The 25,369-nt window shown below is 44.5% G+C and carries 23 protein-coding genes and 2 tRNA genes; 15 read left to right on the top strand and 10 right to left on the bottom strand.

The window, feature by feature from the left end:
* Positions 1-127 precede the first annotated feature (127 nt).
* From thiI to rlmM, 4 genes are all read left to right on the top strand, one after another.
* Positions 128-1,576, top strand: coding sequence for a tRNA uracil 4-sulfurtransferase ThiI (thiI, locus tag EXZ60_RS07245; RefSeq protein ID WP_088728694.1), 1,449 nt, complete (start codon positions 128-130; stop codon positions 1,574-1,576).
* Between the two features lie 376 nt (positions 1,577-1,952).
* On the top strand, positions 1,953-2,864 hold the full coding sequence (locus EXZ60_RS07240) for a transcriptional regulator GcvA (RefSeq protein WP_026027676.1): 912 nt from the start codon (positions 1,953-1,955) through the stop codon (positions 2,862-2,864).
* Complete coding sequence (locus EXZ60_RS07235) at positions 2,854-3,252, top strand: DUF423 domain-containing protein (protein WP_013857395.1); 399 nt, start codon at positions 2,854-2,856, stop codon at positions 3,250-3,252. Before EXZ60_RS07240 ends, EXZ60_RS07235 begins: the two co-directional genes overlap by 11 nt.
* Positions 3,249-4,340, top strand: a complete 1,092-nt coding sequence (rlmM, locus tag EXZ60_RS07230; protein WP_017045575.1) for a 23S rRNA (cytidine(2498)-2'-O)-methyltransferase RlmM — start codon at positions 3,249-3,251, stop codon at positions 4,338-4,340. The genes EXZ60_RS07235 and rlmM overlap by 4 nt, the downstream gene beginning before the upstream one ends.
* A 44-nt stretch (positions 4,341-4,384) precedes the next feature.
* On the opposite strand, the gene xni is transcribed toward rlmM, so the two are convergent.
* The 5 genes from xni to queF form a co-directional block, all read right to left on the bottom strand.
* Positions 4,385-5,170 carry a flap endonuclease Xni gene (xni, locus tag EXZ60_RS07225; RefSeq protein WP_277435500.1) on the bottom strand — a complete coding sequence of 262 codons (786 nt, stop codon included), beginning with the start codon at positions 5,168-5,170 and terminating at the stop codon, positions 4,385-4,387.
* A gap of 97 nt (positions 5,171-5,267) precedes the next feature.
* The gene (ppnN, locus tag EXZ60_RS07220; protein WP_277435499.1) at positions 5,268-6,635 is read right to left on the bottom strand and encodes a nucleotide 5'-monophosphate nucleosidase PpnN; all 1,368 of its coding nucleotides are present in this window, start codon (positions 6,633-6,635) and stop codon (positions 5,268-5,270) included.
* 301 nt (positions 6,636-6,936) lie between these two features.
* Entirely contained in the window at positions 6,937-8,493 is a 1,557-nt protein-coding gene (locus tag EXZ60_RS07215) for a diguanylate cyclase (protein ID WP_199871394.1), read from the bottom strand.
* Between the two features lie 109 nt (positions 8,494-8,602).
* On the bottom strand, positions 8,603-10,870 hold the full coding sequence (locus tag EXZ60_RS07210) for a tetratricopeptide repeat protein (protein ID WP_088732006.1): 2,268 nt from the start codon (positions 10,868-10,870) through the stop codon (positions 8,603-8,605).
* A 14-nt stretch (positions 10,871-10,884) separates the two neighbouring features.
* Positions 10,885-11,730 carry an NADPH-dependent 7-cyano-7-deazaguanine reductase QueF gene (queF, locus tag EXZ60_RS07205; RefSeq protein WP_194567113.1) on the bottom strand — a complete coding sequence of 282 codons (846 nt, stop codon included), beginning with the start codon at positions 11,728-11,730 and terminating at the stop codon, positions 10,885-10,887.
* A gap of 98 nt (positions 11,731-11,828) precedes the next feature.
* On the opposite strand from queF, the gene syd reads away from it, so the two are divergent.
* Positions 11,829-12,374 carry a SecY-interacting protein gene (gene syd, locus EXZ60_RS07200; protein ID WP_194567115.1) on the top strand — a complete coding sequence of 182 codons (546 nt, stop codon included), beginning with the start codon at positions 11,829-11,831 and terminating at the stop codon, positions 12,372-12,374.
* Positions 12,375-12,376: 2 nt separating this feature from the next.
* A complete protein-coding gene (locus EXZ60_RS07195) occupies positions 12,377-13,153 on the top strand; it encodes a Zn-ribbon-containing protein (protein WP_277435498.1) in 777 nt (258 codons plus the stop codon).
* A 93-nt stretch (positions 13,154-13,246) separates the two neighbouring features.
* Here the strand turns inward: EXZ60_RS07195 and EXZ60_RS07190 are convergent, their stop codons facing one another.
* The 3 genes from EXZ60_RS07190 to metN are packed head-to-tail and all read right to left on the bottom strand — an operon-like array spanning position 13,247 to position 15,807.
* Positions 13,247-14,056, bottom strand: a complete 810-nt coding sequence (locus tag EXZ60_RS07190) for a MetQ/NlpA family lipoprotein (RefSeq protein ID WP_013857385.1) — start codon at positions 14,054-14,056, stop codon at positions 13,247-13,249.
* 49 nt (positions 14,057-14,105) lie between these two features.
* Positions 14,106-14,783, bottom strand: a complete 678-nt coding sequence (locus tag EXZ60_RS07185) for a methionine ABC transporter permease (protein WP_017044205.1) — start codon at positions 14,781-14,783, stop codon at positions 14,106-14,108.
* Entirely contained in the window at positions 14,773-15,807 is a 1,035-nt protein-coding gene (metN, locus tag EXZ60_RS07180) for a methionine ABC transporter ATP-binding protein MetN (RefSeq protein ID WP_094166369.1), read from the bottom strand. Before metN ends, EXZ60_RS07185 begins: the two co-directional genes overlap by 11 nt.
* Before the next feature lie 197 nt (positions 15,808-16,004).
* Here metN and gmhB point away from each other — a divergent pair, with 197 nt between their 5' ends.
* From gmhB to EXZ60_RS07135, 9 genes are all read left to right on the top strand, one after another.
* Entirely contained in the window at positions 16,005-16,556 is a 552-nt protein-coding gene (gene gmhB / locus EXZ60_RS07175) for a D-glycero-beta-D-manno-heptose 1,7-bisphosphate 7-phosphatase (protein ID WP_013857382.1), read from the top strand.
* A gap of 25 nt (positions 16,557-16,581) precedes the next feature.
* A complete protein-coding gene (locus EXZ60_RS07170) occupies positions 16,582-16,926 on the top strand; it encodes an MliC family protein (protein WP_194567119.1) in 345 nt (114 codons plus the stop codon).
* A 55-nt stretch (positions 16,927-16,981) separates the two neighbouring features.
* Complete coding sequence (gene treR, locus EXZ60_RS07165) at positions 16,982-17,929, top strand: trehalose operon repressor TreR (RefSeq protein ID WP_277435497.1); 948 nt, start codon at positions 16,982-16,984, stop codon at positions 17,927-17,929.
* A gap of 168 nt (positions 17,930-18,097) precedes the next feature.
* The gene (gene treB / locus EXZ60_RS07160) at positions 18,098-19,522 is read left to right on the top strand and encodes a PTS trehalose transporter subunit IIBC (RefSeq protein ID WP_094500788.1); all 1,425 of its coding nucleotides are present in this window, start codon (positions 18,098-18,100) and stop codon (positions 19,520-19,522) included.
* Between the two features lie 61 nt (positions 19,523-19,583).
* Positions 19,584-21,275, top strand: coding sequence for an alpha,alpha-phosphotrehalase (treC, locus tag EXZ60_RS07155; RefSeq protein ID WP_277435496.1), 1,692 nt, complete (start codon positions 19,584-19,586; stop codon positions 21,273-21,275).
* A 257-nt stretch (positions 21,276-21,532) separates the two neighbouring features.
* Positions 21,533-22,255, top strand: a complete 723-nt coding sequence (locus EXZ60_RS07150; protein ID WP_013857376.1) for a winged helix-turn-helix domain-containing protein — start codon at positions 21,533-21,535, stop codon at positions 22,253-22,255.
* Entirely contained in the window at positions 22,246-23,880 is a 1,635-nt protein-coding gene (locus EXZ60_RS07145; protein ID WP_277435495.1) for an ATP-binding protein, read from the top strand. Before EXZ60_RS07150 ends, EXZ60_RS07145 begins: the two co-directional genes overlap by 10 nt.
* A gap of 76 nt (positions 23,881-23,956) precedes the next feature.
* Complete coding sequence (locus EXZ60_RS07140; protein WP_094125026.1) at positions 23,957-24,193, top strand: hypothetical protein; 237 nt, start codon at positions 23,957-23,959, stop codon at positions 24,191-24,193.
* Positions 24,194-24,215: 22 nt separating this feature from the next.
* Positions 24,216-24,983, top strand: a complete 768-nt coding sequence (locus EXZ60_RS07135; RefSeq protein WP_094166367.1) for a hypothetical protein — start codon at positions 24,216-24,218, stop codon at positions 24,981-24,983.
* A 99-nt stretch (positions 24,984-25,082) separates the two neighbouring features.
* Here the strand turns inward: EXZ60_RS07135 and EXZ60_RS07130 are convergent.
* Positions 25,083-25,167 (bottom strand) — tRNA-Tyr (locus EXZ60_RS07130).
* A 79-nt stretch (positions 25,168-25,246) separates the two neighbouring features.
* A tRNA-Tyr gene (locus tag EXZ60_RS07125) sits at positions 25,247-25,331 on the bottom strand.
* Positions 25,332-25,369: the final 38 nt, after the last annotated feature.

Genomic DNA, 25,369 nt, shown 5'->3' with positions numbered 1-25,369 from the left:
GCTAAGGCTCGTCTTTTTTATGGTTATGACCTCGTGTATAATCCTGCGCCCTTAGCGGTGTATCAGTAGCAAGCAGAATGCGACCCATTGATTCACCACGTTGCCCAATCAGATTGCGAATAGAACTATGAAATTTATTGTTAAGCCCCATCCGGAAATTTTTGTTAAAAGTGACTCAGTACGCAAGCGCTTCACAAAAATTTTAGAGTCCAATATTCGTAATATCATCAAACGAAGAACAGAGTCAGTCGCGGTATTTAACCGTCGCGATCACATTGAAGTGGCTGCGCAAAGTGACCAATACTATCAAGAAGTCCTTGAAATTCTGACTCATACTCCAGGCATCCAGCAAGTGCTCGAAGTGCAGCAATCTGAGTTTAAGGATATGCATGACATTTACGAGCAAGTGTTAGCGCTCAGCCGTAATAACATCGAAGGAAAAACTTTTGTCGTGCGTGCTAAGCGTCGAGGAAAGCATGATTTTACCTCAATCGATGTTGAGCGTTATGTTGGTGGTGGTTTAAACCAAGCAGTTGAGAGTGCAAAAGTTCAACTAAAAAACCCAGACGTTACCATCAACATTGAAATAGCCGATGAATTGCTCAATCAAGTGATTGCCCGTTATAAAGGTTTAGGTGGTTTCCCTCTTGGCACTCAAGAAGATTTATTGAGTTTGATTTCTGGTGGTTTTGACTCGGGTGTATCAAGCTATTTACACATCAAACGTGGCTCAAAAGTGCATTATTGCTTCTTCAATTTAGGCGGCCCTGCGCATGAAATTGGTGTAAAGCAAGTGGCCCATTATTTGTGGAATAAATACGGTTCTTCAGCCAAAGTGCGTTTTATCTCGGTCGATTTTGAGCCTGTGGTGGCTGAAATCTTAGAAAAAGTAGACGATGGCCAAATGGGTGTGGTGCTAAAACGTATGTTTATGCGCGCCGCAGGCATGATAGCTCATAAGTTAAATATTGAAGCTTTAGTGACCGGAGAAGCGTTGGGTCAAGTTTCGAGCCAAACTCTAACTAATCTTCGTCATATTGATGGTGTGACAGATACTTTAATTTTACGTCCTCTCATCAACTGGGACAAAGAAGAGATTATTAAAGTGGCGCGCGAGATTGGAACAGAAGATTTCGCCAAAACGATGCCAGAATACTGTGGGGTTATTTCAAAAAGCCCAACAGTTAAAGCGGTGAAAGCGAAATTAGAAGCCGAAGAAGCGAAGTTTGATTTCTCAATCCTGGAGCACGTAGTTTACAACGCTCGTCAAATGGATATTCGTGATATTGAGAAAGAGAGCCAAGAGCAAGCGCCTGAAGTTGAACAAGTTGCCGCAATCGAAAAAGATGCGGTGGTGCTCGATATTCGTAGCCCAGATGAAGAAGATGATAAGCCACTGCTGATTGAAGGAGTGGAAGTAAAACATTTACCTTTCTACAAGCTATCGACTCAGTTTGGCGATTTGGATCAATCGAAAACATATCTCTTATATTGTGCGCGCGGTGTGATGAGCCGGCTTCAAGCTCTGTATTTGAAAGAGCAAGGCTTTAACAACATCAAGGTATATCGACCTTAATCGTTATCTCGATACAGAATCGACCGCTCACGTTTTCGTGAGCGGTTTTTTTATGGCTCCGACTTAATCACAGACATAAAAAAACACCGCCCAAAGGCGGTGCTAAAGAATTTGACAGACAGGTCAAACAATAAATACAGGAAGTATATGTTTTGGTGCAGGGGATAACTGCACAAAACAGGATGGTAGAATTCTACCTCACTCGAAATACGAGTTTGCAAACACAACATCGCAACAAAAGCCAATTGATTCATAACTGAATCAAGCCGTTCAGGCCTTGTTGCGGGGTGAAATATAGAATTTCTCTAGCCGCTCGGCAATGGACAATTTATAATGTTTCAGATTAAAAAAACTAATCTAATTTTTGAGTGTACCTATGTCCAGAAGATTGCCACCATTAAACTCGCTGAAAGTGTTTGAAGCGGCAGCTCGCCAGCTGAGTTTTACTCGCGCTGCGGAAGAGCTATTTGTGACACAAGCCGCAGTCAGTCATCAAATCAAAGCGTTAGAGGAATTTTTAGGGTTAAAGCTATTTCGCCGTCGTAATCGTTCTCTGCTATTGACAGAAGAAGGGCAAAGTTACTTTCTCGACATTAAAGATATCTTCACCGCACTCTCTGAAGCCACCGATAAGGTACTAGAGCGAAGTGAGAAAGGGGCATTAACCATTAGTTTACCGCCGAGTTTTGCAATTCAGTGGCTCGTGCCGCGTCTGGCCGATTTTAACCAGCAAGAGCCGGATATTGATGTGCGTATCAAAGCGGTTGATATGGATGAAGGTTCGTTAACCGATGATGTGGATGTGGCGATTTATTATGGACGAGGTAACTGGCCTGGTTTACGCGCGGATAAGTTGTATCAAGAGTTTTTGATCCCGCTTTGTTCTCCTTCACTGCTGCTAGGCCCTAAACCTTTAGAAACACTGGACGATCTAACACGCCATACTCTGCTACACGATACTTCACGTAAAGATTGGAAACAGTTTGCCAAAGAGAACGATCTTGAAGGGGTGAATGTCAACCACGGCCCCATCTTTAGCCATTCGACCATGGTGCTGCAAGCGGCGGCGCATGGGCAAGGTATCGCACTGGGGAATAACGTGTTAGCTCAGCCAGAGCTGGAAGCGGGTCGCTTGATTGCGCCTTTTGACGAAGTGCTGATGACTAAAAATGCTTTCTATGTGGTCTGTCACGAGAAGCAGGCCGATATGGGGCGCATCGCCACTTTCCGTGATTGGATGCTCAAAAAAGCCAGAAGGGAACAAGAGGTATTGCTAGATGAAGAGTAAGCTATTGCTCACTATCGCGGCTTTTATGGCGGGCGTTGGTGTCGCTCTAGGAGCTTTTGCGGCGCACGGCCTAAAAGCGTATTTAACCCCTTACTTGCTTTCGGTGTTTGAAACGGGAGTGCAGTACCAATCGATTCACGCTTTAGCCATATTAGCGTGTGGTATTTTGCTGCGTTGTCGTTTGGGATCGAAAGCACAAAAATATTTTTTCATTGCGGCAATTTGCTTTATCATCGGCGTCCTTTGTTTTAGCGGCAGTCTTTACGCTTTAGCACTCACGGGCATCAAGTGGTTTGGCCCGATCACGCCATTTGGTGGCGTGTTCTTTATGCTAGGGTGGGGAGTGTTTGGCTATGCAGCACTTAATATTCAAGAGGTGGACCAGTGAAACACGTAATGCTCTATTGTCGTGCAGGCTTTGAAAAAGAGTGTGCCGGAGAGATCCAAGATAAAGCGACTAAGCTAGAGGTTTTTGGTTTTCCTCGTTTGAAAAACAATACGGGTTACGTTTTGTTTGAGTGCTATCAGGCCGGTGATGCTGATAAGCTGATTAAAGAGATCGATTTCCAATCGCTTATTTTTGCTCGTCAGATGTTTGCGGTAGCGGCGGAATTTAGCGATTTACCTAAAGATGATCGTATTTCGCCTATCTTATCTGAACTCGCCGAACTTGAGGGTTTTCCGCGTTGTGGTGACATTCGCATTGAAACGCCAGATACCAATGAAGCGAAAGAGTTGCTCAAATTTTGTCGTAAGTTTACCGTGCCATTGCGTCAAGCGTTACGTGGCAAGGGGATTCTATCTAACAAAGAGTCGGCGAAGAGACCTGTGCTACATGTCTGTTTTATTCAACCCGGCCACTGCTTCGTCGGGTATTCGTACACCAACAATAACTCGCCTTTTTTCATGGGTATTCCTCGTTTGAAATTCCCAGCCGATGCGCCAAGTCGTTCCACACTGAAGTTGGAAGAGGCTTTCCATGTGTTTATTCCTCGTGAAGAGTGGGATGAACGTTTGGCTCCGGGAATGTGGGCGGTAGACTTGGGCGCATGCCCAGGGGGCTGGACTTACCAACTGGTGAAGCGTTCGATGTTTGTTCATGCTATCGACAACGGTCTAATGGCTGAAAGTTTGATGGACACAGGACAAGTGAAACACCATGCCGAGGATGGTTTTAAATTTGAGCCGCCACGCAAGAACGTGACTTGGATTGTGTGTGACATGATTGAAAAGCCAGCTCGTGTTGCGCATTTAATGGGGCAGTGGATCCTCAAGGGTTGGGCGAAAGAAGCCATCTTCAACTTAAAGCTGCCAATGAAAGGGCGCTATGATGAAGTTTTACAAGATATTGAAAACCTAAAAGTTTTTCTGATTAAAAATGATGTAAAGTTCCGCATGCAGGCAAAGCATTTGTATCATGATCGTGAAGAGATCACAGTGCATGTTCAATGCTTGTCGAACATCTCTCCGCACTAATGCTCCAATAGGTTAATTTAACGCTCCTTTCTAGGAGCGTTTTGCTATTCTGGATGGGATACTTGCGCTGAAAAGCGAATGTCTTGCAAATTAAAACCGAGCTCTATATCGGTCTTTAGTGTGGCAATGTGTTTGCAGACTCGCGCCATATCGATCTGCTCATCAAATTTTTTACGGTATTTCTTGGCCAAATCAGCACTGGCGTAGGCCGCTTCTATGTCGGAAAATTGCGTTAATATCTCTTTTGCTGCTTTGGGACCAATGCCGGCAATGCCGGGAACTTGGCTTGAACTGATGCCCGTTAATCCCCAAAAATCGGTTAATTGGCTCGGCTTTACGCCAAATTCCTGTTCAATAAAGGGTTGATCTAACCAACGATGTTGAAAGTAGTCACGAATTTGTAAAGTGGGGGAGAGCAGTTGGCAATAGCCTTTATCGGTTGAAACGATCGTTACTTTTTCACCGTGGCTTGCCACTTTCGTGGCTAAGGTGGCCACCAAATCATCGGCTTCATCACCTTCCGAGAGCAGTGAATCAATCCCTAATTCCCACCATGCTTGCTGAATGGCGTCTAAGCCAAGTTGCAGTGCTTCTGGCATCGGCTTCCGGTTCTGCTTATAAGTCGGTAGAAGTTGTGCTCTCCAGCCCCGGTCTTGTAAGTGATGATCAAACACGGCGATGATGTGGGTCGGTTGAGCTTCATTGATGATACGGTGCAAGGTGCGCGAGGTTGTCTCTATGGTTCTTGCCATATCGTTAGGATCGGGTTGTGCGGAGTGCACCCGACGGATCAAATTCAAAGCATCAATGATGACAAGGTGTAAAGACATAACGACCAAAAAATAAGGGCTTAATAAGCCCTTATTGTAATGATCTCACTTAATATTGCCACTCATCCCCGGCATAAGTTATTTTTGCCTTTAATGGTTAATGGTTAATGGTTGCAATTTTATAGCAAGGTTCATAAGCACTGCCGCCGGGCAGCTTCATTCGGTGTTGTGCAACGAAGTCTTTTAGTAATAGATCCATTTTTTTCATCAATTGGGCATCGCCATCAATGATGAATGGGCCGTGACGTTCAATTTCTCGAATGCCTTCCGCTTTCACATTACCAGCGACAATGCCAGAGAAGGCGCGACGCAAGTTAGCAGCGAGTACTTCTGGTTTTTGGTTTAGGTGTAAATCCAAGTTGGACATACTGTCGTGAGTCGGTTCAAAAGGCAGTTGGAACTCAGGCTCGATTTTGAGGGACCAGTTGAAACTATAAGCATCACCACTATCTTTACGATGCTGACGAACCAGCGGCATCGCTTGGCTCATGATACGCGCCGCTTTTTCTGGATCATCAATGACGATTTGATAATGCTGGCGTGCTTTTTCACCTAATGTTTCGGCAATGAATGTGTCGATTGAACGGAAGTAGGCTTCGCTCTCTTTTGGCCCAGTCAGTACAATTGGCATTGGTTGGCTTGCGTTATCTGGGTGCATCATGATACCCAAAATGTACAGCAGTTCTTCCGCTGTTCCTGCTCCACCGGGGAAAATAATGATGCCGTGCGCCATTCGCACAAAAGCTTCTAGTCGTTTTTCAATATCCGGCATAATCACCAGTTCGTTCACAATCGGATTTGGTGGCTCGGCGGCAATGATCGACGGTTCGGTTAAGCCAAGATAGCGTTGTGCGGTATAGCGCTGTTTAGCGTGTCCAATGGCGGCCCCTTTCATTGGCCCCTCCATAGCACCTGGTCCGCAGCCTGTACAAATGTTCAGTTCACGCAAGCCCAGTTCATGGCCCACTTCCCGCGTATATTGGTACTCAGTAGGGTTGATCGAGTGTCCACCCCAACAAACCACTAAGTTAGGTTCAAGACCGGGAACCAAGGCACCGGCATTACGCAAAATACCAAATACTAAGTTGGTGATGTGAATGGCATTGGTGAGATTTAGGCGCTGATTATCCGCCAGATGCATGTTGACATAAACGATATCGCGCAGGACCGAAAACAGATGTTCTTGAATTCCTTTAATGATCTGCCCATCAACAAAGGCATGTTCTGGTGGATTCGTCAGCTCTAGCTTGATACCGCGTTCACGGCGCATGACAGTGACATCAAAAGATTTATATTTTTCAAGAAGTTCTTTTGAGTTATCCGTATGGCTACCAGAGTTAAGTACCGCCAAAGTGCAGTTGCGGTACAGTTGATATAGATCGCTCGACGCGGTCTTTTTTAGACGCTCAACTTCAAGTTGAGAAAGCAGATCCATGCTGCCTGTAGGGCTGATATGAGTAATCATACTGGCCTCCTTAGTTGAGAAGTAAGGAAAATGTCCACGCTACGACTAAAGTTGGTTTTTATATATACCCGCTTAGTATGGAGTATAGGTCATGGTTCGTTTAGTGACGGATGTGCGATAGGACGACATAACTGATTGAAATTACAGTATCAATCTAGTTCTTTTCTCGATTGTTAGGAAATGTTTATGCAAGCAGAGTGTGATGTTAAGCACGCTTTAGTTTGGTTTTGTTCAAATAGCGACCAGTTAAGGCCGCGATTTGAATGGGTTTCTTTTGTCTACATCCGATCTGGACTTGTGTTTATTTCCAAACCACTTGGTTAGGGCCGAAACTCTTGGCTTCTAGTAACGAGCGGCGTAAACGTTCAAGTACTTCCTCTGGCGTATCGGAGTCTTTAAAACAGGTACTCGCGGCTGAAAGTGTAATCGTAATACTCTTGTCTCTGAACTTGAAAGGCAGTTTAGACACATTACGTTGAATATTTTGTACTAGCTTGAAACAGTGATTATCTTCTTGATCGGGAAGTAAAATAATAAATTCTTCACCAGAGAAACGTGCCACGGTATCCGTATCGGATGCTTCTTTGGATATGGTGCGGGCAATAATTTTAAGGGCTTTATCACCTGCCGTATAGCCAAAGCTATCGTTGATAGTTTTGAACTTATCAATATCAAAGATTACGATTCGGAAAGTGTGTTGAGCTCTTATCCAGCGCCGATATTCCAGCTCAAGGTGGTCATTAAAGGCCGTGCGATTATAGACTTTTGTCAGTGGATCAAGCAGCAAGCGCTGAGACTGATCTTCCAATCGACGGCGATAATCTTGGGTGAGCTCAAACAGAGCTTCCATTTGATTTTTGCCATAATTTAAGCGTTCAATTAGTGCCTGCTCGCGTTGCTCTGCATGACTTAAGCGTTCAGAAAGTGACGCCATTTCGCATAATATAGGTGAAACGGAGAGCTTAAGATCGTCAATCGCCACAGAATCTTTGATTAGAGTTTGGCTTTGGGTAATCAAAGCGGCGAGTTCAGCATTCATCTCTTGGCGATGTTCAAAGTAACTCTGGCTTTGGTCTGCGTTGTGAGTGCTACTTTTAATGTGTTTTGTGAGTGATGAGTTGACCTGTTCTAAAAACTTCTCAGATGTTTTGCGCTCACTGTTGGTGCCATCAATCACCAGTTTTAGAATCTCTAACGTCAACTCTAAGAGCGTTGATGTCGATACGCCAATCAACAGCTTGGCACGAATATCTACCAGTAGTTCCCCTGATTCACCTTCAAAATCTAATTCAGTGATCAGGTGTTGCAGTTCATCGGATAGCTTGGTCAATAGCTCTCTATCCGCGACATGCAGCTCGCTGATGGCCGTGTTTGGGTTCGCTGTTATTATTTTGATTGAACGTTCATAAATCCCAAGCAGTTGAATCGCTTGTTCGGCTTTAGGCTGAGCTTCTGAAAAACTGAGCAGATCACGCAAATCACGCTTAAGTTTGGCGGGTAGGCCAGCAACGCGAAGTAATGTTTCCCCACAATGTTTGATTTGAGAGTCCAAATGAGAGTTTTCTTTTTCCATAACTAAAGTTTGTTGCTTCAACATGCGCTCCAATACGGCTAAGCGAGGTATGAGCGTGCTTACATCTTTTTGTTGCTCTAGAGCTTCACGAAGATCTGATAAATTAATATTTAGCTGATGATCATTGCCCTGACACGCCAAGCTTAATGATGCGACGATCCGTTTTAGGACAGTATGTTCTCGTTTAAATTTGAACGAAGTGTCCCTGTGTGTCAAACGAACCTGTTCCAACTGAGTTTTCAGCTGCTGTAACTGTGTTTGAATATCCTGTTCGAGAGCGCCCATGTACAACTAAACTAAACTGCGAGGATCGTTAGGATCCTATTAATTGATTTATCGATAATAACAAATTAATTGCCCACGTCACTGCTTTAACACATTGAATGCCGAGTAATTACCCATCTTTTAGGAGTTTTTTGATGCTCTCCTCATTCTTATAAGAAGAATGCACTTTTATCAACCCTTGATTGATGGCGTGCTTGCATGATTTGCGAATATTGTTGGAGGCAAAACTAGCGGCTGGAGCGTTATCAATCGCTTTTAAGTAGACCCAATGGCTTGCTCCTTCTCTCATACTTAGCTCACGAGCCGTGTTGGTTGCCATCAGCAGAATATCGAGCAGCTCTTTATCATTAATCGCCATATAAGCTCTTGGCAAAAATGGGTAGTCGGCGATGCCCATCCGTATTGTACGGTTTAAGCGACGTTCAGGTTGAAATTCATCTATCCATTGTTGAATTTGATCGAATGCGATTTCAGGCGGTGTATTGCGATCGGCATTCGGTTCGATATAGAGCAGATTGGAATCTGAAAAGTGATAAATCCGATTCGGTTCTTTGATTTTCGATTTTAAAAACTGACCAAATTGATGCTCCAATTCTAAGCCAGCTGAATAGCCATGTTCTAAGTACATGTTGCGCAGAAAGGGAATATCAATCATCACAAAGCGGAGGCGATCACTCAGTGGCTCGTGGATGAGTTCACCAATATACCACGGCTCAAAATGACGGCTGCTTTTTTGCATCGCTGAAGGAAGCTTAGCATTGAGCATGCGCAGGTTACGTAAGCGAGAGCGAGAATGGGTAAAGAGCGTGCTGTTGAGTTCATCGATTTCTTCATTTTGCAACTGGATAAGGTAGCCTCTACGCAGTAGCAGTAAAAATAAAATAATGGAGATGATAAACAGAATAAAGGCGATCTTTTTGAACTTATTATACTCTTCTTGAGTTTTGAGCAGCGCTTTTTCTTGCCCGACCAGATGTAAGGTTTGTTCTACAAACTCTTTTTGTTGACGAAAAGCATCTTCACTGATTTGGTTGAGTTTTTCTTGGCGTATTTGCGATAGTGCATTGCTGCGTTTTATGTTCTCTAAGGCCTGTGCGTACTGACCGTTTTGCTCATAACCCAAGGCCAGTAACCGATAGGCATGCTCTTCAATCTCTTCATCTTGCATCGTTTTAGCAACGCTTAAGGCGTGTTGAGCGTTGCTGATGACCACATCGGCTTGTTTTTGGTGAAAGGCCAATCCTGAATGCAGTAAGTAAGCCTGTGCCTTTAAACGAGGATAATCTTTCAGCTCAAGCAAGTCTTCAGCGCGAGTGAGATACTGGTCAGTTAATGGGTAGTTATAGAGACTAAGGTAGGTCGCCGCCAAACTAATACGCACTTCAATGACTTTTTCCAGATCATTGCGGCTCGTTTCGTGATCGATCACGTTGAAGTAGTGAACGAGCGCTAGATTGTATTTACCTTGCTGGTAATAGACATCGCCCATACGTTGCAATACATCAGCCAAGGCTGGCGACTTGTTATAGCCGTCATAAAAATCGGCGGCTTGAGACAAATGCTCTAAAGCCTTATCGAGCACTTTTCTTTCAAAAAAAAGCTGAGCCAGTAAGGTATTAGTTTTAGCGAGTAGGGCGCTTGAGTTGTTTTCAATCGCGCCCCAATAGGCAACTAGCAACTCAGATAAAGCGCGATTGTAAAAGCCATGAGTGAGAAAATGTTGACCAATAACAATCTGATATTCAATCACGGTTTTCGGTGAGGAGATCGAATCAATGTAAGGCTTTAGGTCAGCAAAAAGCTTATTGGCCAGTTCGATATCATTGGCTTTTGAGGCAATTTCTGCTTTGAGCAGGGTAATTTTATAATCGAGACCTTTTGCCACTTGATCCGCATTTTTGATGGCATCATATTGAATGCTGATCGCGCGTAGCGCCTGCCGAGCGGCGCTTGCATCATTATTATTGAGCCAAATTAGACGAGTTTTGAGTATTTGTACATCCGTGGCTAAATAAGGCAATTGATAGTGTTGCGTGAGCTCTTCAGCAAGTTTTAACGCGGCCAGTGCGGCATCCATATTGTGCAACTGGAACTCTGCTTTGGCTAAAATCTTTAACGCATCAACGCTGCTGCCCGGAGTTCGAATCCGACTGTCGCTTTCATCGCGCGCCATCACTGATGATGATTTTTCTGATTTTTCGGCCAACTTGCGCTGAGTCAGATACTCAGTGGCTAGGGTTTTGGCTTGATTCGGTGAGATATCAATCAACCCATTGGCTTCATTTAACATTGGCGACGAGTAGATAGTGGCTTGTGAAGCCAATGAAAACAGAGCCAGAGTTAAACTGAGCAAAAGTGTCCAGCGCACGTTGATCATCCTAATGCTAATCCTTATTGACGGGCCATACGTTGGTTATGTGTTGGCCGTTCTTGTTCGGTTGAGCGAAATGGGTTGATATCCAAACCGCCGCGGCGAGTGTATCGAGCGTATACCGTTAACTTTGTCGGTTGGCAGTATTGCATAATGTCGGTGAAGATGCGCTCTACACACTGTTCGTGGAACTCATTATGTTCACGAAATGAGACGAGATAACGTAACAGTGCTTCTCGATCAATTTGTTGACCTTGATAATGAATTTCGACGCTGCCCCAGTCGGGTTGATTGGTGATTAAACAGTTCGATTTCAGTAAATGGCTGTGCAGTGTTTCATTGACTTGCTCACCACGCGCGGCACTTTTCAGTAAGCTGGCATCAAATTGGTAACTTTCAATCTCAATATCTTGTCCATCAATGCATTCACCTTGCATAGTCACAATTGCTTGGCCAGTGTAATCGCTCACCGGGTTGAGAGTGACACTGACTTGCGCTCCGGCACAGGCCGATAAATCGTTGGTTAAGCGCTGCGTTACTTCATCCCAACTGGCTATTTTGCTTTGGTTATAGCTATTGAGGTAGAGCTTAAAGGATTTAGATTCAATCAAACTAGCACTTGTCGCAGGGATAGAAACCTCGCCAATTGCCACTTGTGGTAACCCTTTTTCATTGAGCCAAGAGAGCTCGTACAAAGTCCAAATGTCACAGCCTTTAAACGGTAAGCTATCCCCCAAATGCAGATCATCACGGTTTAAGCTACGAGGGACAGGTTGCAGTAAGCTTGGATCGTACTGTTTGGCGTAGTCGGTTTTTTTGCCAAGGGTTAACCCTGCCAGCGCTTTGGCATCGGAATATTTGCTCATAATTTCACGTCAATTCGATTAGAATAAGCAGAATTTTACGCAATCCTAGGGTTGCTGTCATCACACAAGGCAGCGACTCATCAATTTTGGAGCACTTCATGGCACAAACTGCCGAGCAAGCCTTACTTTCATTTACTCAACGTTATCTTGACGCTTACCAAACAAAACATGGCGAGTCTCCTCGTAATGATGAGTTGGCTGAGTTGGATTCCCCTTGCGCAGTGATGAACGACCAAGACGGTGTGATATGGAAGCCCGTCGTCAGATCGGTTGCAGCTGATTTTTCTAACGTGGAAGCAGCGATTGAATTGACTCTACATTCTGATATTAAAGCCTTTTATGGCGTGCAGTTTTGTGCGGACATGCCAGCTAAATGGCAAGGCAACGAGCTCGCTCTATTGCAAGTGTGGAGTGAGGATGATTTTGTTCGTTTGCAGGAAAATATCCTCGGTCATTTGGTGACTCAGCGCCGACTAAAACTCAAACCAACCGTGTTTATTGGTGCAACCGATGCGGAGATGGATGTAATTTCGATCTGTAACCTTTCTGGACATGTGATTTTAGAACGTTTAGGTACCGATAAACGCGACGTGCTGGCCGAAAGTGTGGCCGAGTTTTTCGCTAATTTAGAACCTGTGGTGTAACGATGTACGTGGTTGAATTGCAGTTTGAGTGTTTTGATAACACGACTATCTCGGCGGTAGATAAAGCGATTAATGGCCTAATGGATGCTTTACGCTATAACGGTCAAGTGCTTGGGCGTGAATTCCCCATCGTGATGGGAGAGGGCGAGTTCTTTGTGCGGGTGGTTTGCCCAGAGCAAGAAAGCTTACACCCTAAGTATCATTCTGATTTTGTTAGGGTGTGCCTGAGTCGCTTGACGGAGGCTAGTTTGCTGGCTCCGAAAGTCCGTTTGTTGGGGCGCGATCTTAATTCCGAGCAAGCCGCTGATGATGTTTTGCCTAGCTGGCAGATACTTTACACCACTTATGTACACACTTGTTCTCCGCTGCGCAGTGGTGACACATTGCTGCCGATCCCTTTATATCGTAATTCTGCGACCTTAAATGGCGATCATAAAGCAGTGATCAAATGGCAAACAGAGTGGCAGGCGTGTGATGAACTTCAGATGGCGGGTGGTTGCCGAGCAGAACACGCTGCACTGCACGAGATTTGCGATGTGGACAGTGTGCTGTTTATTAGAGGATGGGATTTACGAGGACGAATTGAGTTTTTGACCCACGTCCCTACTTATTACTACCAGTATCGAGTTGGCGGCCAGAGTTTAGCGGAAGAGCAAGCCAGAAAATGTCCGAAATGTGAGGGAGAGTGGTTACTGAAAGAGCCACTGCACGATATCTTCCATTTTAAATGCGATGAGTGTCGTATTGTGTCCAATATGTCTTGGGATCATATTAAGTAAACAGGTGCGTGTTGTTGATACGAAAAAGCCGATACATCGCGTATCGGCTTTTCTATTTTTATAGGCTTTTTGCACAGGTAATAGGTTTATTAATTACCAGCCTTTTACTGCGCCACCGTCAAAAATTTTCGAAGCGGCTTGGTACACTTCTTCTGTTTGGTAGGCTTTAACAAAGTTAGTCACGTTTTCAGCATTCAGATTTTCTGCACGAGAAACAATGATATTGACATAAGGTGACTCTTTATCTTCAACGAACACACCATCTTTTTCAGGCGTTAGATTGATTGAGCTGGCGTAGGTCGTGTTGATGATAGAGAGCGTGACGTCGTCAAGTGAACGAGGCAGTTGCGCGGCATCTAACTCAACAATAGTGATGTTTTTTGGGTTGGCGACCACATCACGTACCGTTGCCAGTAGGCCTGCACCGTCACGTAGAGTAATAAGGCCTTGCTGTTCTAGCAGCAGTAAAGAGCGACCAAGGTTGGTTGGATCGTTAGGTACCGCAATACGAGAGCCATCTTGAATCTCATCAACCGATTTCACTTGTTTTGAATAGCCAGCAATCGGGTAAACAAAGGTGTTACCTGCAATCGCTAATTTGTAACCGCGGTCAGCGATCTGTTGATCAAGGTATGGCTTGTGTTGGAATGCATTGATATCAATCGAACCATCATCCAGTGCCGCATTAGGGGTAACATAGTCGGTAAACGTTACGAGTTCTACATCTAGGTTGTATTTTTCTTTTGCAATTTTTGCTGCAACTTCAGCAACTTGTGCTTCAGCACCGGCAATGACACCCACTTTGATTTTATTGTTGTCGACCGCTTTTTCACCACAGCCTGCCAGCACGAGTGCTGAAGCGCTAACGGCGAGGGTAAGTAGAGCTTTAAGGCTAAATTTCATGATTAACTCCTTGTTATAAAACGAATCTGTGTTTTAACTTTATTGTGATTTAACGGTGGTCGACACGGCGGACAAACTTATCGCCAATCGATTGAATAATTTGTACTAAGACAATCAACATCACCACGGTGACCGTCATGATGCCTAAGTCGTAGCGATGAAAGCCGTAACGAATAGCGACATCGCCCAAGCCACCGCCGCCAACGGTTCCGGCCATGGCAGAGTAACTTACTAGAGTGACCATCGTGATGGTGACTGAGTTGACAATCGTTGGTAGCGCTTCAGGAAGCAACACTTTACGAATAATTTGGATCGGCGTAGCCCCCATTGACTGCGCAGCTTCGACCAAACCAGTGGGCACTTCCAGCAATGCACTTTCAATTAAACGAGCGACAAATGGAATTGCGCCAATCGTCAGCGGCACAATAGCCGCAGTGGTACCAATAAACGTACCGACAAGCAGTTTTGTCACCGGAATAATGGCCACCATAAGCACCAAAAATGGCACAGAGCGACCAATGTTGACGATGGCACCAAGAATACGGTTCAGCTGAGTGTTTTCGAGAAGGCCGCCTTTTTTGGTGGTATGTAAAATAACCCCCAGTGGAATACCAACCACGAAACCGACGATGCCCGCGACAGCGACCATGTAGAGTGTTTGCCAGGTTGCCATCAGTAGAAGATCGCCATTCAGGTTTAACCAAGCGGTGATGGTGTTAAAGGACATAACCAAGTACCTCTACTTTTACGTTGTTTTCGCGAAGAAATTCAAGAGCGGCCGTATCGTCCGACTCATTACCAAACAGTTCAGCGACCATCATGCCGAATTTAACGCCACCAGCGTAATCAAGGTCAGAACTTAATATACTGACATCAATATTAAATTTACGGGCAATTTGTGTCATCAAGGGAGCATCAACCGTTGCTCCTGTAAACTCTAATCGCACCAGCGGGTAGCTACCTTTTACGCGAGTGGCTTGCAGGCGAGCTTGGTAATCTTCCGGAATTGATAAATCGAGCGTTGAGCGAATAAATTGATGAGCCAAGGCGGTTTTAGGGTGAGCAAAAATCTCCCCAACTGTGCCTTTTTCAACCAGTTCACCGTCGCCAATAATGGCCACTTCGTGGCAAATACTTTTTACCACATCCATTTCGTGAGTAATTAGCAAAATGGTGATATTGAGTGTGCGGTTGATCTCTTTCAATAGCTCTAAAATCGATTGAGTCGTCGCAGGATCAAGCGCACTGGTGGCTTCGTCACACAGCAATACTTTGGGATCAGAGGCGAGTGCTCGCGCTATTGCAACACGTTGCTTTTGACCACCACTCAGATTGGCAGGATACGTTTCGCGCTTATCCGTCAGGCCGACCAGTTGCAACAGCTCTGACACTTTCTTTTCAATGTTATTTTTTTCGACACCAGCCAGTTCAAGTGGCAGAGCAATGTTGCCAAATACTGTACGTGATGAAAGCAAATTGAAGTGTTGAAAGATCATGCCAATGTTGCGACGAGCTTGGCTGAGTTCTGATTTGCTCAGTTGAGTTAAATCAACGCCATCAACCACAACCGAACCTGTTGTTGGAGCTTCTAGCATGTTGACACAGCGAATCAGCGTACTTTTCCCTGCACCTGACGAGCCAATTACACCAAAAATAGTGCCTTGCTTAATGTGAAGATTAATCTCTTTCAAAGCATGAATTTCCTTATTGCCTTGATAGAAAACTTTATTTACTTGATTAATTTGAATCATCGGAAAACCTGTGCAGGGATAACAGAATAAAATGTTGAACTCTCTCTCACTTGTTGGACGATGCTATGGCTTAACTTGATTTAAGTCAATAGATATTTTTACGTCTAGACGTCTAAACGCTTTGGTGAATTAGGTAGTGATGAAAAAAATAAAGCGTGTAATAATCATCATATCTGGCGTGATATGAGAGAGTTATTTTGGCTAAACCTGCAGTGTTTTTAGATCGCGATGGCGTGATCAACGTTGACCATGGCTATGTTCATGATGAGCATGATTTTGAGTTTATTGATGGTGTATTTGAAGCCACTAAGAAGTTTCAAGACATGGGGTATTTGCTGGTTTTGGTGACCAACCAATCAGGTATCGCTCGTGGGAAATTTAGTGAAGAGCGCTTTTTATCTTTAACGCAATGGATGGACTGGAATTTTGCCGATCACGGTGTCGAGTTTGATGGTATTTATTACTGCCCGCACCATGCTGAGCACGGTGAAGGTAAGTATAAAGAAGAGTGTGATTGCCGCAAACCCAAGCCTGGTATGTTTATCTCCGCACGGGACTTTCTTGATATCGATATGGAAAAATCCGTGATGATAGGCGATAAAGCTGAAGATATGATGGCTGCACAAGCCGCAGGTGTTGGTACTCGTGTGTTAGTGCGTACCGGTAAACCCGTTACTGAGCAAGGTGAATTACTCGCCACCGTGGTACTTGATAGTATTCGCGATGTCCCTGCTTTTCTTGCACCGTAAAAATTCCCCCTTTGTGGAAGGCAATATGAATAAATCATTTCTTTTTATTGGATTCAGTGTTGCTTTTTTAGCGGCATGCTCACCACATTACGCGAACGATTCGCGCGTTGAAAGTGAGAACCAATTCCAGCATTATCAATGTCGCTCTGGTGAGCATTTTGATGTTGCGTATATTGAGCAACAGTCAGCCGTGCTCCGTATTGCTGGTCGCGAATATCCATTAATACAAATTCCAGCGGCCTCTGGCGTAAAATATAGGCTCGACGATAGCGAGCAAACTCAGCCTCAAACCGTGCTTTTACATACGAAAGGCGATGAGGCTTTGCTCGAAGTGGGATCAACGACTTATCAAGGCTGTACCACTCAATAATTCATTTAAGATAAGCGCATGCTATCTTCCATTTTTATTTACGCTATAGGTTCGCATGAGCAGAAAACTGACTATCTTGGATATTGCAAAACTGTCGGGTGTTGGTAAATCGACGGTTTCTCGTGTATTGACGAACGACCCAAAAGTGAAGCCTGAAACACGAGCAAAAGTGGAACGCGTTATCCAAGATTCTGGGTATGTGCCGCTGAAATCCGCTCAGTTAATGCGTGGTGGCAGTGAGAAAGTGATTGGCGTGATTATCTCACGCCTTGAGTCACCGTCTGAAAACCGTGCCGTGGGGCGAATGCTACAGGTGTTGTATCAAAATGGGTACGATGTGGTGATTATGGAAAGCCAGTTTGATCGCACTAAAACGAACGAGCACCTTGAGGTTTTACATAAGCGCCATGTGGATGGTGTGATTGTGTTTGGTTTTACCGACCTCGATATCACACAACTCAACCTATGGGCATCGCGAGCGGTTGTGATTGCGATGGATGCCGAGAAGGTCTCATCGATTAATTATGACAATTATGGTGTTATTCAAGGCGCGCTTGCTCATTTAACTGAGCAAAATCGAACCAATATAGCCTACATTGGAGTTGATCCTAGCGATAAAACGACAGGTAAATTACGTTTAGATTCGTACTTAGATTGGTGTAAGCAAAGCGGGTGCATTCCTAACTATCGTACTGGACGTTTGCATCATGAAAGTGCCTACCAACTGGTTGATGAAGTGCTGAATGATCAGACTCAAGCTATCGTGTGCGCCAGTGACACTCTGGCACTTGGCGTGATTAAACGTCTCCAAGAATTGGGCCGAGATGATATCGCCGTCACTGGTGTAGGTGGTAATGAGCTGCTCTCTTTTCTTTTTCCTAATATTTACAGTATTGATCCTGGCTATGCTCAAGCGGGAGAAAAAGCAGCTAATTTATTGATTTTACAGCTTAATAATGAAATGAACCCTGCACACATCACTCAACAACCGCTAACAAGCTAACTCCTTATTTCTTAAAGTGAATTACAATTAGTCTGTGATCTTATTCAATTAATGGGATTGTTCCCATTTTTACCTTTTATTATTTATGTCAATATTGCACTTGTAGGTGGGAATGTTCCCATTAAAAAGAAAAAATAGACAGTATTCCAATATAGGGTGGGCAAAAGTATGGCCAAGATAGCGAAGCAAGACGTGATACGTCTTATCGAGCTGGTAGGTGGTAAAGAGAACATCGCCAGTGTGAGTCACTGTTTGACTCGTTTACGCTTTGTTTTAAATGATACCGACAAGGCGGATAAAAAAGGACTAGAACAGCTGAGCATGGTTAAAGGGTGTTTTACCAATGCTGGGCAGTTTCAAGTTGTGATTGGTACTGAGGTGGACGAAGTTTACGCCATCTTAATCGGGCTTTCAGGCAAAGAAGCCGTTTCTAAAGATGAAGCGAAGAAAGCCGCTCGCCAAAACATGAACTTTTTAGAACGTGGCATTTCGCATCTTGCGGAAATCTTTGTTCCTTTGCTGCCAGCGATCATCACCGGCGGTTTAATCCTCGGTTTTCGTAATGTCATTGGCGACATTCGTATGTTCGATGGCAAAACCTTGGTTGAAATTAGCCAATTTTGGTCCACCGTCCATTCATTCTTATGGTTAATTGGTGAGGCTATTTTCTTCTTCCTACCGGTTGGCGTTTGTTGGTCAACGGTGAAAAAGTTGGGTGGGACACCGATACTGGGTATTACTTTGGGTGTGACTTTGGTTTCGCCTCAATTAATGAATGCTTATTTAATCGGTAAGCAGGTACCTGAAGTTTGGGATTTTGGCTTGTTTGTGATAGAAAAAGTTGGTTATCAAGCTCAGGTAATTCCTGCCATGTTGGCGGGTGTTGCTCTAGCGTTTATTGAGACAAACTTAAAGCGCATCATCCCTTCTTATCTTTATCTCGTTGTTGTGCCGTTTATCTCTATCATATTGTCCGTTATTTTGGCTCACGCTTTAATTGGTCCATTTGGCCGCGTATTGGGTGATGGCGTCGCGTTTGCCGCTAAAGCTGCAATGACTGGCGATTTTGCGGTTATCGGCTCAATGGTGTTCGGTTTATTGTATGCGCCACTGGTCATTACCGGGATTCACCACACCACCAACGCAGTGGATCTACAGTTGATGCAAGAAATGGGTGGTACGCCAATTTGGCCACTGATTGCACTGTCAAATATTGCACAAGCTTCGGCCGTTGTTGGGATTATCATTATCAGTAAAAAACAGGGTGAGCGTGATATCTCTGTTCCTGCGGCTATTTCGGCTTACTTGGGTGTAACAGAGCCAGCGATGTATGGTGTCAACTTAAAGTATAAGTTCCCAATGCTAAGCGCCATGATTGGTAGTGCTGTTGCAGCCGCAATTTGTGGTAGTGCCGGGGTGATGGCGAATGGCATCGGTGTGGGTGGTTTACCCGGTATTCTTTCGATTCAACCACAATACTGGGGTATTTATGGCATCGCGATGCTGGTGGCGATGGCCGTCCCAATTCTGCTTACTCTGTTTTTATACAAACGAGCTCAAGCTAAAGGCGAACTAGAGCCAGCAAGTGCATAACCTTTCATTCGAGTGGTGAGTTTTCACCACTCATTTTTATTTTGGTAAGTGAGTTGTCAATATGGTTATAACCAAGAGCGATAGTCAGTGGTGGAAAACGGCCACCATCTATCAGATTTATCCCAAAAGTTTTTGTGATAGCGGCGCTAAAGGAACGGGAGATATCAAAGGGATCATCTCCAAACTGGATTACTTGCACCGCTTGGGAATTGATGCCATTTGGCTGACGCCGATTTACTCGTCTCCGATGATCGATAACGGTTATGACATCTCAGATTATTACGGCGTAAACCCTCAATTTGGTAGCATGCAAGATTTTGATGAACTGCTGGCTCAAGCTCATCAAAGAGGTATCCGCATTATTATGGATATTGTGGTTAACCACACCTCAACCGAGCACGCTTGGTTTCAGTCGGCGTTGGGTGATAAATCAAGCCCGTATCGTGACTATTATATTTGGCAAGACCCTGTTAATGGTCAGGCTCCAAATAATTGGCAGTCAAAGTTTGGTGGTAGTGCATGGGCGTTAGATGACGCAACAGGGCAATATTATCTGCACCTATTTGCCAAAGAGCAGGCGGATCTAAATTGGGAAAATTCTCAAGTTCGTGAAGAAGTGAAGCAGGTGATTCGTTTCTGGGCTGAAAAAGGGGTGGATGGCTTTCGTCTCGATGTGATCAATTTAATCTCAAAAGCACAGGATTTCAGTGATGATCACCAAGGTGATGGCCGCCGTTTTTATACCGATGGCCCGCGCGTGCATGAATTTTTACAAGAGATCAGCCAAGCGGTTTTCCAACAGTACGGCAGTGTCACCGTGGGGGAAATGTCCTCAACAACGCTTGAACATTGCCAACAATATTCACGCTTGGACGGCAAAGAGTTGTCGATGGTGTTTAACTTCCACCATTTAAAAGTGGATTATCCGAACGGTGAAAAATGGACGAAAGCGCCATTTGACTTCTTGCAATTGAAGCAGATTTTCAACCATTGGCAAACGGGCTTAAATGGTAAAGGGTGGGGAGCGCTTTTTTGGTGTAACCACGACCAACCACGTATTGTGAGTCGTTTAGGGGATGATCAACGTTATCGTGTTGAGTCGGCAAAAATGTTGGCAGCATCGATTCATATGATGCAAGGCACGCCTTATGTTTATCAAGGCGAAGAAATTGGCATGACCAATCCCGGCTACACCGCTATTGAACAGTACCGAGATGTGGAAAGTACTAACATTTACGACATCATGGTGAACCAGCAAGGGGTAAGTCATGAAGCCATGATGGCCATTCTTGCACAAAAATCCCGTGACAATTCTCGCACGCCAATGCAGTGGAATGCAGAGCGCTTTGCTGGTTTTAGCCAAGGTAAGCCTTGGTTAGATATCGCAGAAAACTATCAAGAATTGAATGCGCAACGGGCGTTAGCTGATGAGCAATCGGTGTTCTATTTCTATCGAGAGTTGATAGCGCTGCGCAAAAAAATCGGTGTAATTACCGATGGTGATTACACCGATTTACTACCCGATCATAAAGAGATTTTTGCCTACCAGCGACGCAACGCGAAACAGGTGCTGATCTGTATCAATAACTATTATGGCGTTGACACCGAATGCGTGCTGCCAAAAGAGTTACCGATTAAGAAAGCAAAATACCTGTTAGGCAACTATACAGATATAAAACCACTCAAAGTTTTGGAACATCAAGTGCTTCGTCCGTATGAAACACGCGTAATTTTGTTCGATTTAGTATCCTGATTGAGTCCTACCCCTATAGGTTCAGTCATTTTTCAGCCCCGAATTTTCGGGGCTTTTTTATCTACTCTGTTTATGAGTCACGGCCCAATGGTACTTTCTTCGTACTCTTATTGATTCAACGCAGTAGGTTCGGCTGTTGATGGTTTGTTTAATGTTTTAACAACACCACAACTTTGTTGCTTGGTCACAATTAGTCACACAAAGATGAAACACAATCCGCTATAGTTTGCGTTCTTAGCAAACGGATGTGAAACACAATGAACAGTACTCTCTCCCCCTCTTATCGAGTGGTTCTCGTTGAAGACGATTTAGAACTCTCGGAACTGATCAAAGACTTTCTCAACCACTATGAGTTTTGTGTCTCAACGGTTGCGGATGGGATTCAAGCCGTTGATCGGATTTTGGATGAGCAACCTGATTTAGTCATTCTGGATATTATGCTACCAGGGCAAAGTGGTATGGATGTCTGCCGCGCTGTCCGAGATCAATACCACGGTATGATCTTAATGCAAACGGCGTTGGACGACGATATTGATCAGGTGATGGGGCTGGAACTGGGTGCCGATGACTATGTCGTTAAGCAGGTTAAACCTCGTTTGTTGCTGTCACGTATTCGAGCTTTACTTCGGAGGCAAGCAAGAGGAAGTCAAAGTGACAAATACGAATTGTGCATAGGTAACTTGTGGATGAATTTACAGCATCGAGCGGTATTACTTGAGCAGCAGCCCATAAAACTCACGACCAGCGAGTTTGAGCTTTTGTATCTACTCGCCCAACATGTCGGCACCATTGTCACGAGAGATGATATCGCTCAGCATGTGCGTGGTTTTGAATATGATGGTTTAGATCGCTCAATTGATCGTCGTATATCACGCTTGCGGCGTGCGCTCGGAGATGATCCTAATGAACCTAAGTTGATAAAAACGGTTCGAGGTAAAGGATATCAGCTCTGCGCTGTATCGGAAGGGAAGTGGTCATGATTCGATCTTTTTGGGTACTCTGGGTAGCTGTGTTTCTGCCGATCTTATTACTCAGTATTCCCACGCAATTTAATCCGATCCCATATCTTAGCCGCAGTATCTCTGAAGAGTTTTATAAGCCTGTCTATCAGAGTAACTTTACGTTTCTATCTGAAAAATTGCGTCAAGCGCCTCAAGCTGAGTGGACAACGATTATTGACGGCTATGCTAAGCATTTCAGTTACCCACTTCGATTAGAGGCATTAGACAGCTACCACTCCTCCCCAGAAGTTTATCAAGCGTTGCAAAAAGGCGAGATCATTTTCCAAGATGGTGATCCTATGGCACTTTTGCAAAGAGTGCTGAACAGTGACAAAGTGCTCTATTTCGCGATCAATGAACCGAGAGAACTCGCTGCGCTTAACCAGTCCAGAGGTACATTATACCTCGCGGTAGAAAATCTCCGTAGCCAACCTCGTACTCAATGGCAAACCAGTATTGCTGAGCAAAATAGCCGAATACCTTTAGAGTTGAGTCTATTGCAAGAGCAAGATTTGTCACCCATCGAGCGAAGTAAATTGTTGGCTGATGAAGAGCAGATGACCAGTTATATCAATCAACAAGGCAGCATGATCTTATTGGCTGCGGTGGATGAGAATACGTGGTTACGCGTCGAGGACAATATTTCCTACCAAACCCAATTAAAGCTCACTACGGCTATCGGCGGTTTCTTTTTTTTAGCCATTTCTGTGGCCTTAGTTATGTGGATTTATCCTTTATGGCGAGATCTGAAACGTCTGGTAAAAACGGCGAATGAATTTGGCCAAGGAGTATTATCTCGTAGAGCGACGACATCCCGGCTGTCCGTGGTCTCTCAGCTCAGTCATTCTTTTAATAACATGGCAAATAACATCGAAAAGCTGATTGCCAGCCAAAGAACCTTAACCAACGCCGTGGCGCATGATTTACGAACACCGCTCTACCGTTTACGCTTTGCATTTGAAATGCTTGAGGATGAAGACATTGCCTTAAGCCAGAAAGAAAAATACCGCCAAGTAATTCACTCCAGTATTGAAGATCTCGATCATTTGATTAACCAGACACTTGTTTTGTCGCGCTATAACCGTATCACAGATATTCGCCATTTTTCTTATTGCCACTTTGCCGACAATTTGGTTGCAGAAGCGGAGCATTTCCAGCTTGAAAACCCGCAACTCACATTGCGTGTCAGCGTGTTGGATTCGTTGCGACAGCAAACGATATTTGTCGATAATCGAGCTTTATTACGGGCCGTTAAAAACTTGCTGAGTAATGCCGCGCGATTTGCGCAGCAAGAGATCCATCTATCGTTGAACGAATCTGATGGGCAACTTTTTTTGGTGGTCGAAGACGATGGCCCCGGTATTGCGCCAGATGATATTGAACGTATTTTTGAGCCCTTTACTCAAGTGAATAATCAAGAGCGTAATAGTGAAAAAGGTCATGGTCTTGGGCTGGCGATTGTTAAACAGATCACTCGTTGGCATCAAGGCAAGGTTAGAGTAAAAGTAAATGGTTCAGCATTAGGGGGCGCATGTTTTGAACTGCAATGGCCGAAACAGATTTCTTTACCTAATGTGACCAAACTGGATACAAATGGTCAATAAACTGCTGACGATTTATTTGTATTGAGAATGCTACCTTGAATGGGTCGGTGAATCAGACCGCTCACAAGGAGTAAGCATGAATACCAAATTATTAGCGCTGTTTTTAAGCGGCGTATTTTTCTCATCCACCAGTGCCACTAAACCGATGGAATGGATCTCAGCCTTCAGCGATGGGGTCCGCTTAAATGACCAGCTCAGCCAAACCAATACGCAATCGAATGTGATGATGGATTACTCGCAACAAGATGCTGCATTGTATTTGGACGGTAGTGAAGTCGCCTTTCTTTCCATCAGTACCAGTTACCTCTTCTAATGCTTAATCACAGGAAAATATTATGTTTAAGTTAAACCAGTTGTTCGTGATCCTGAGTGTGCTCGCACTTATCGTGGGATGTAAAGCCGATGATTTGAAAGATGCGGATAAGCTGACTAAGCCTACGGTTAATGCTGGTGCTGATCAGATGTTAATACTGCCAGTAAATAGTATTACGTTGAGCGGAACGGCGAAATCTGAGTTATCAATATATGAAATTAAAACGAAGTCTTGGCGTCAAGTTTCTGGGCCTCAATCGCTTACCTTAATCAATGCAGATTCTCTGAAAGCAACGGCGTTTTATCCTACGATTGCTGGCACGTATATTTTTGAATTATCAGTCAAAGACAGTGGTGGAAGAAGCAACAGTGACCAAATGCAGGTGATCATTCAGGCGGCCGCGCAAAGCATGCAGCGAGCCTATATGCAGCAGGTTGATATCGTTGCTTGGCGGTATGCTGATAGGAACCAAGGCATGCTGAGCTTTAGTGATTTAGATTCGGTTTCTTTAAGCGAAGTGGACACTCAATTAGAGCATGCGCTGACTTCACTCAATAGCGCTGCTGAGTTTGAGCTACATTTTGCCGCCAATGCTGGGGGAAATATACAAACGGCTTTGTTGTTATTAAATGCCCTTTCTGCTCAAGGAGTTCCGATTTGTTTAAGTGAAAGTTCATCTTGCCACTCTTTGGAACAAGGGTTTTTATTGCAGACTGAACTGCCAGAGAGTATCAATTGCAGTGATGCACAAAGCTGTGTTACCGCTCTACTTCAGTATATTGAGGGTTAACTAGACTACTTAGTGACGTCAGTTTATAGAGCTATGATGTAAAGAAACGAAAAAGCCAGCTCGAAAGCTGGCTTTTTATCGTTCTCAATCGAGAAAATATGGTGGAGGGGGACGGATTCGAACCATCGAAGGCGGAGCCGGCAGATTTACAGTCTGCTCCCTTTGGCCACTCGGGAACCCCTCCGGGTGTTTTCCTATTCTAAAAATAGGCTTGAATGATGTTTTCCCAACGTATCAGTCAAGGTTTCTCTTGCGAGAGAATATGGTGGAGGGGGACGGATTCGAACCATCGAAGGCGGAGCCGGCAGATTTACAGTCTGCTCCCTTTGGCCACTCGGGAACCCCTCCGGGTGTTTTCCTATTCTAAAAATAGGCTTGAATGATGT

The organism is Vibrio sp. 1151_11, from assembly GCF_029478525.1.
Lineage (GTDB): Bacteria > Pseudomonadota > Gammaproteobacteria > Enterobacterales > Vibrionaceae > Vibrio > Vibrio anguillarum.
Note: the sequence above shows the minus strand (reverse complement) of the source record. Positions and strands in the feature narration are given on the sequence as shown.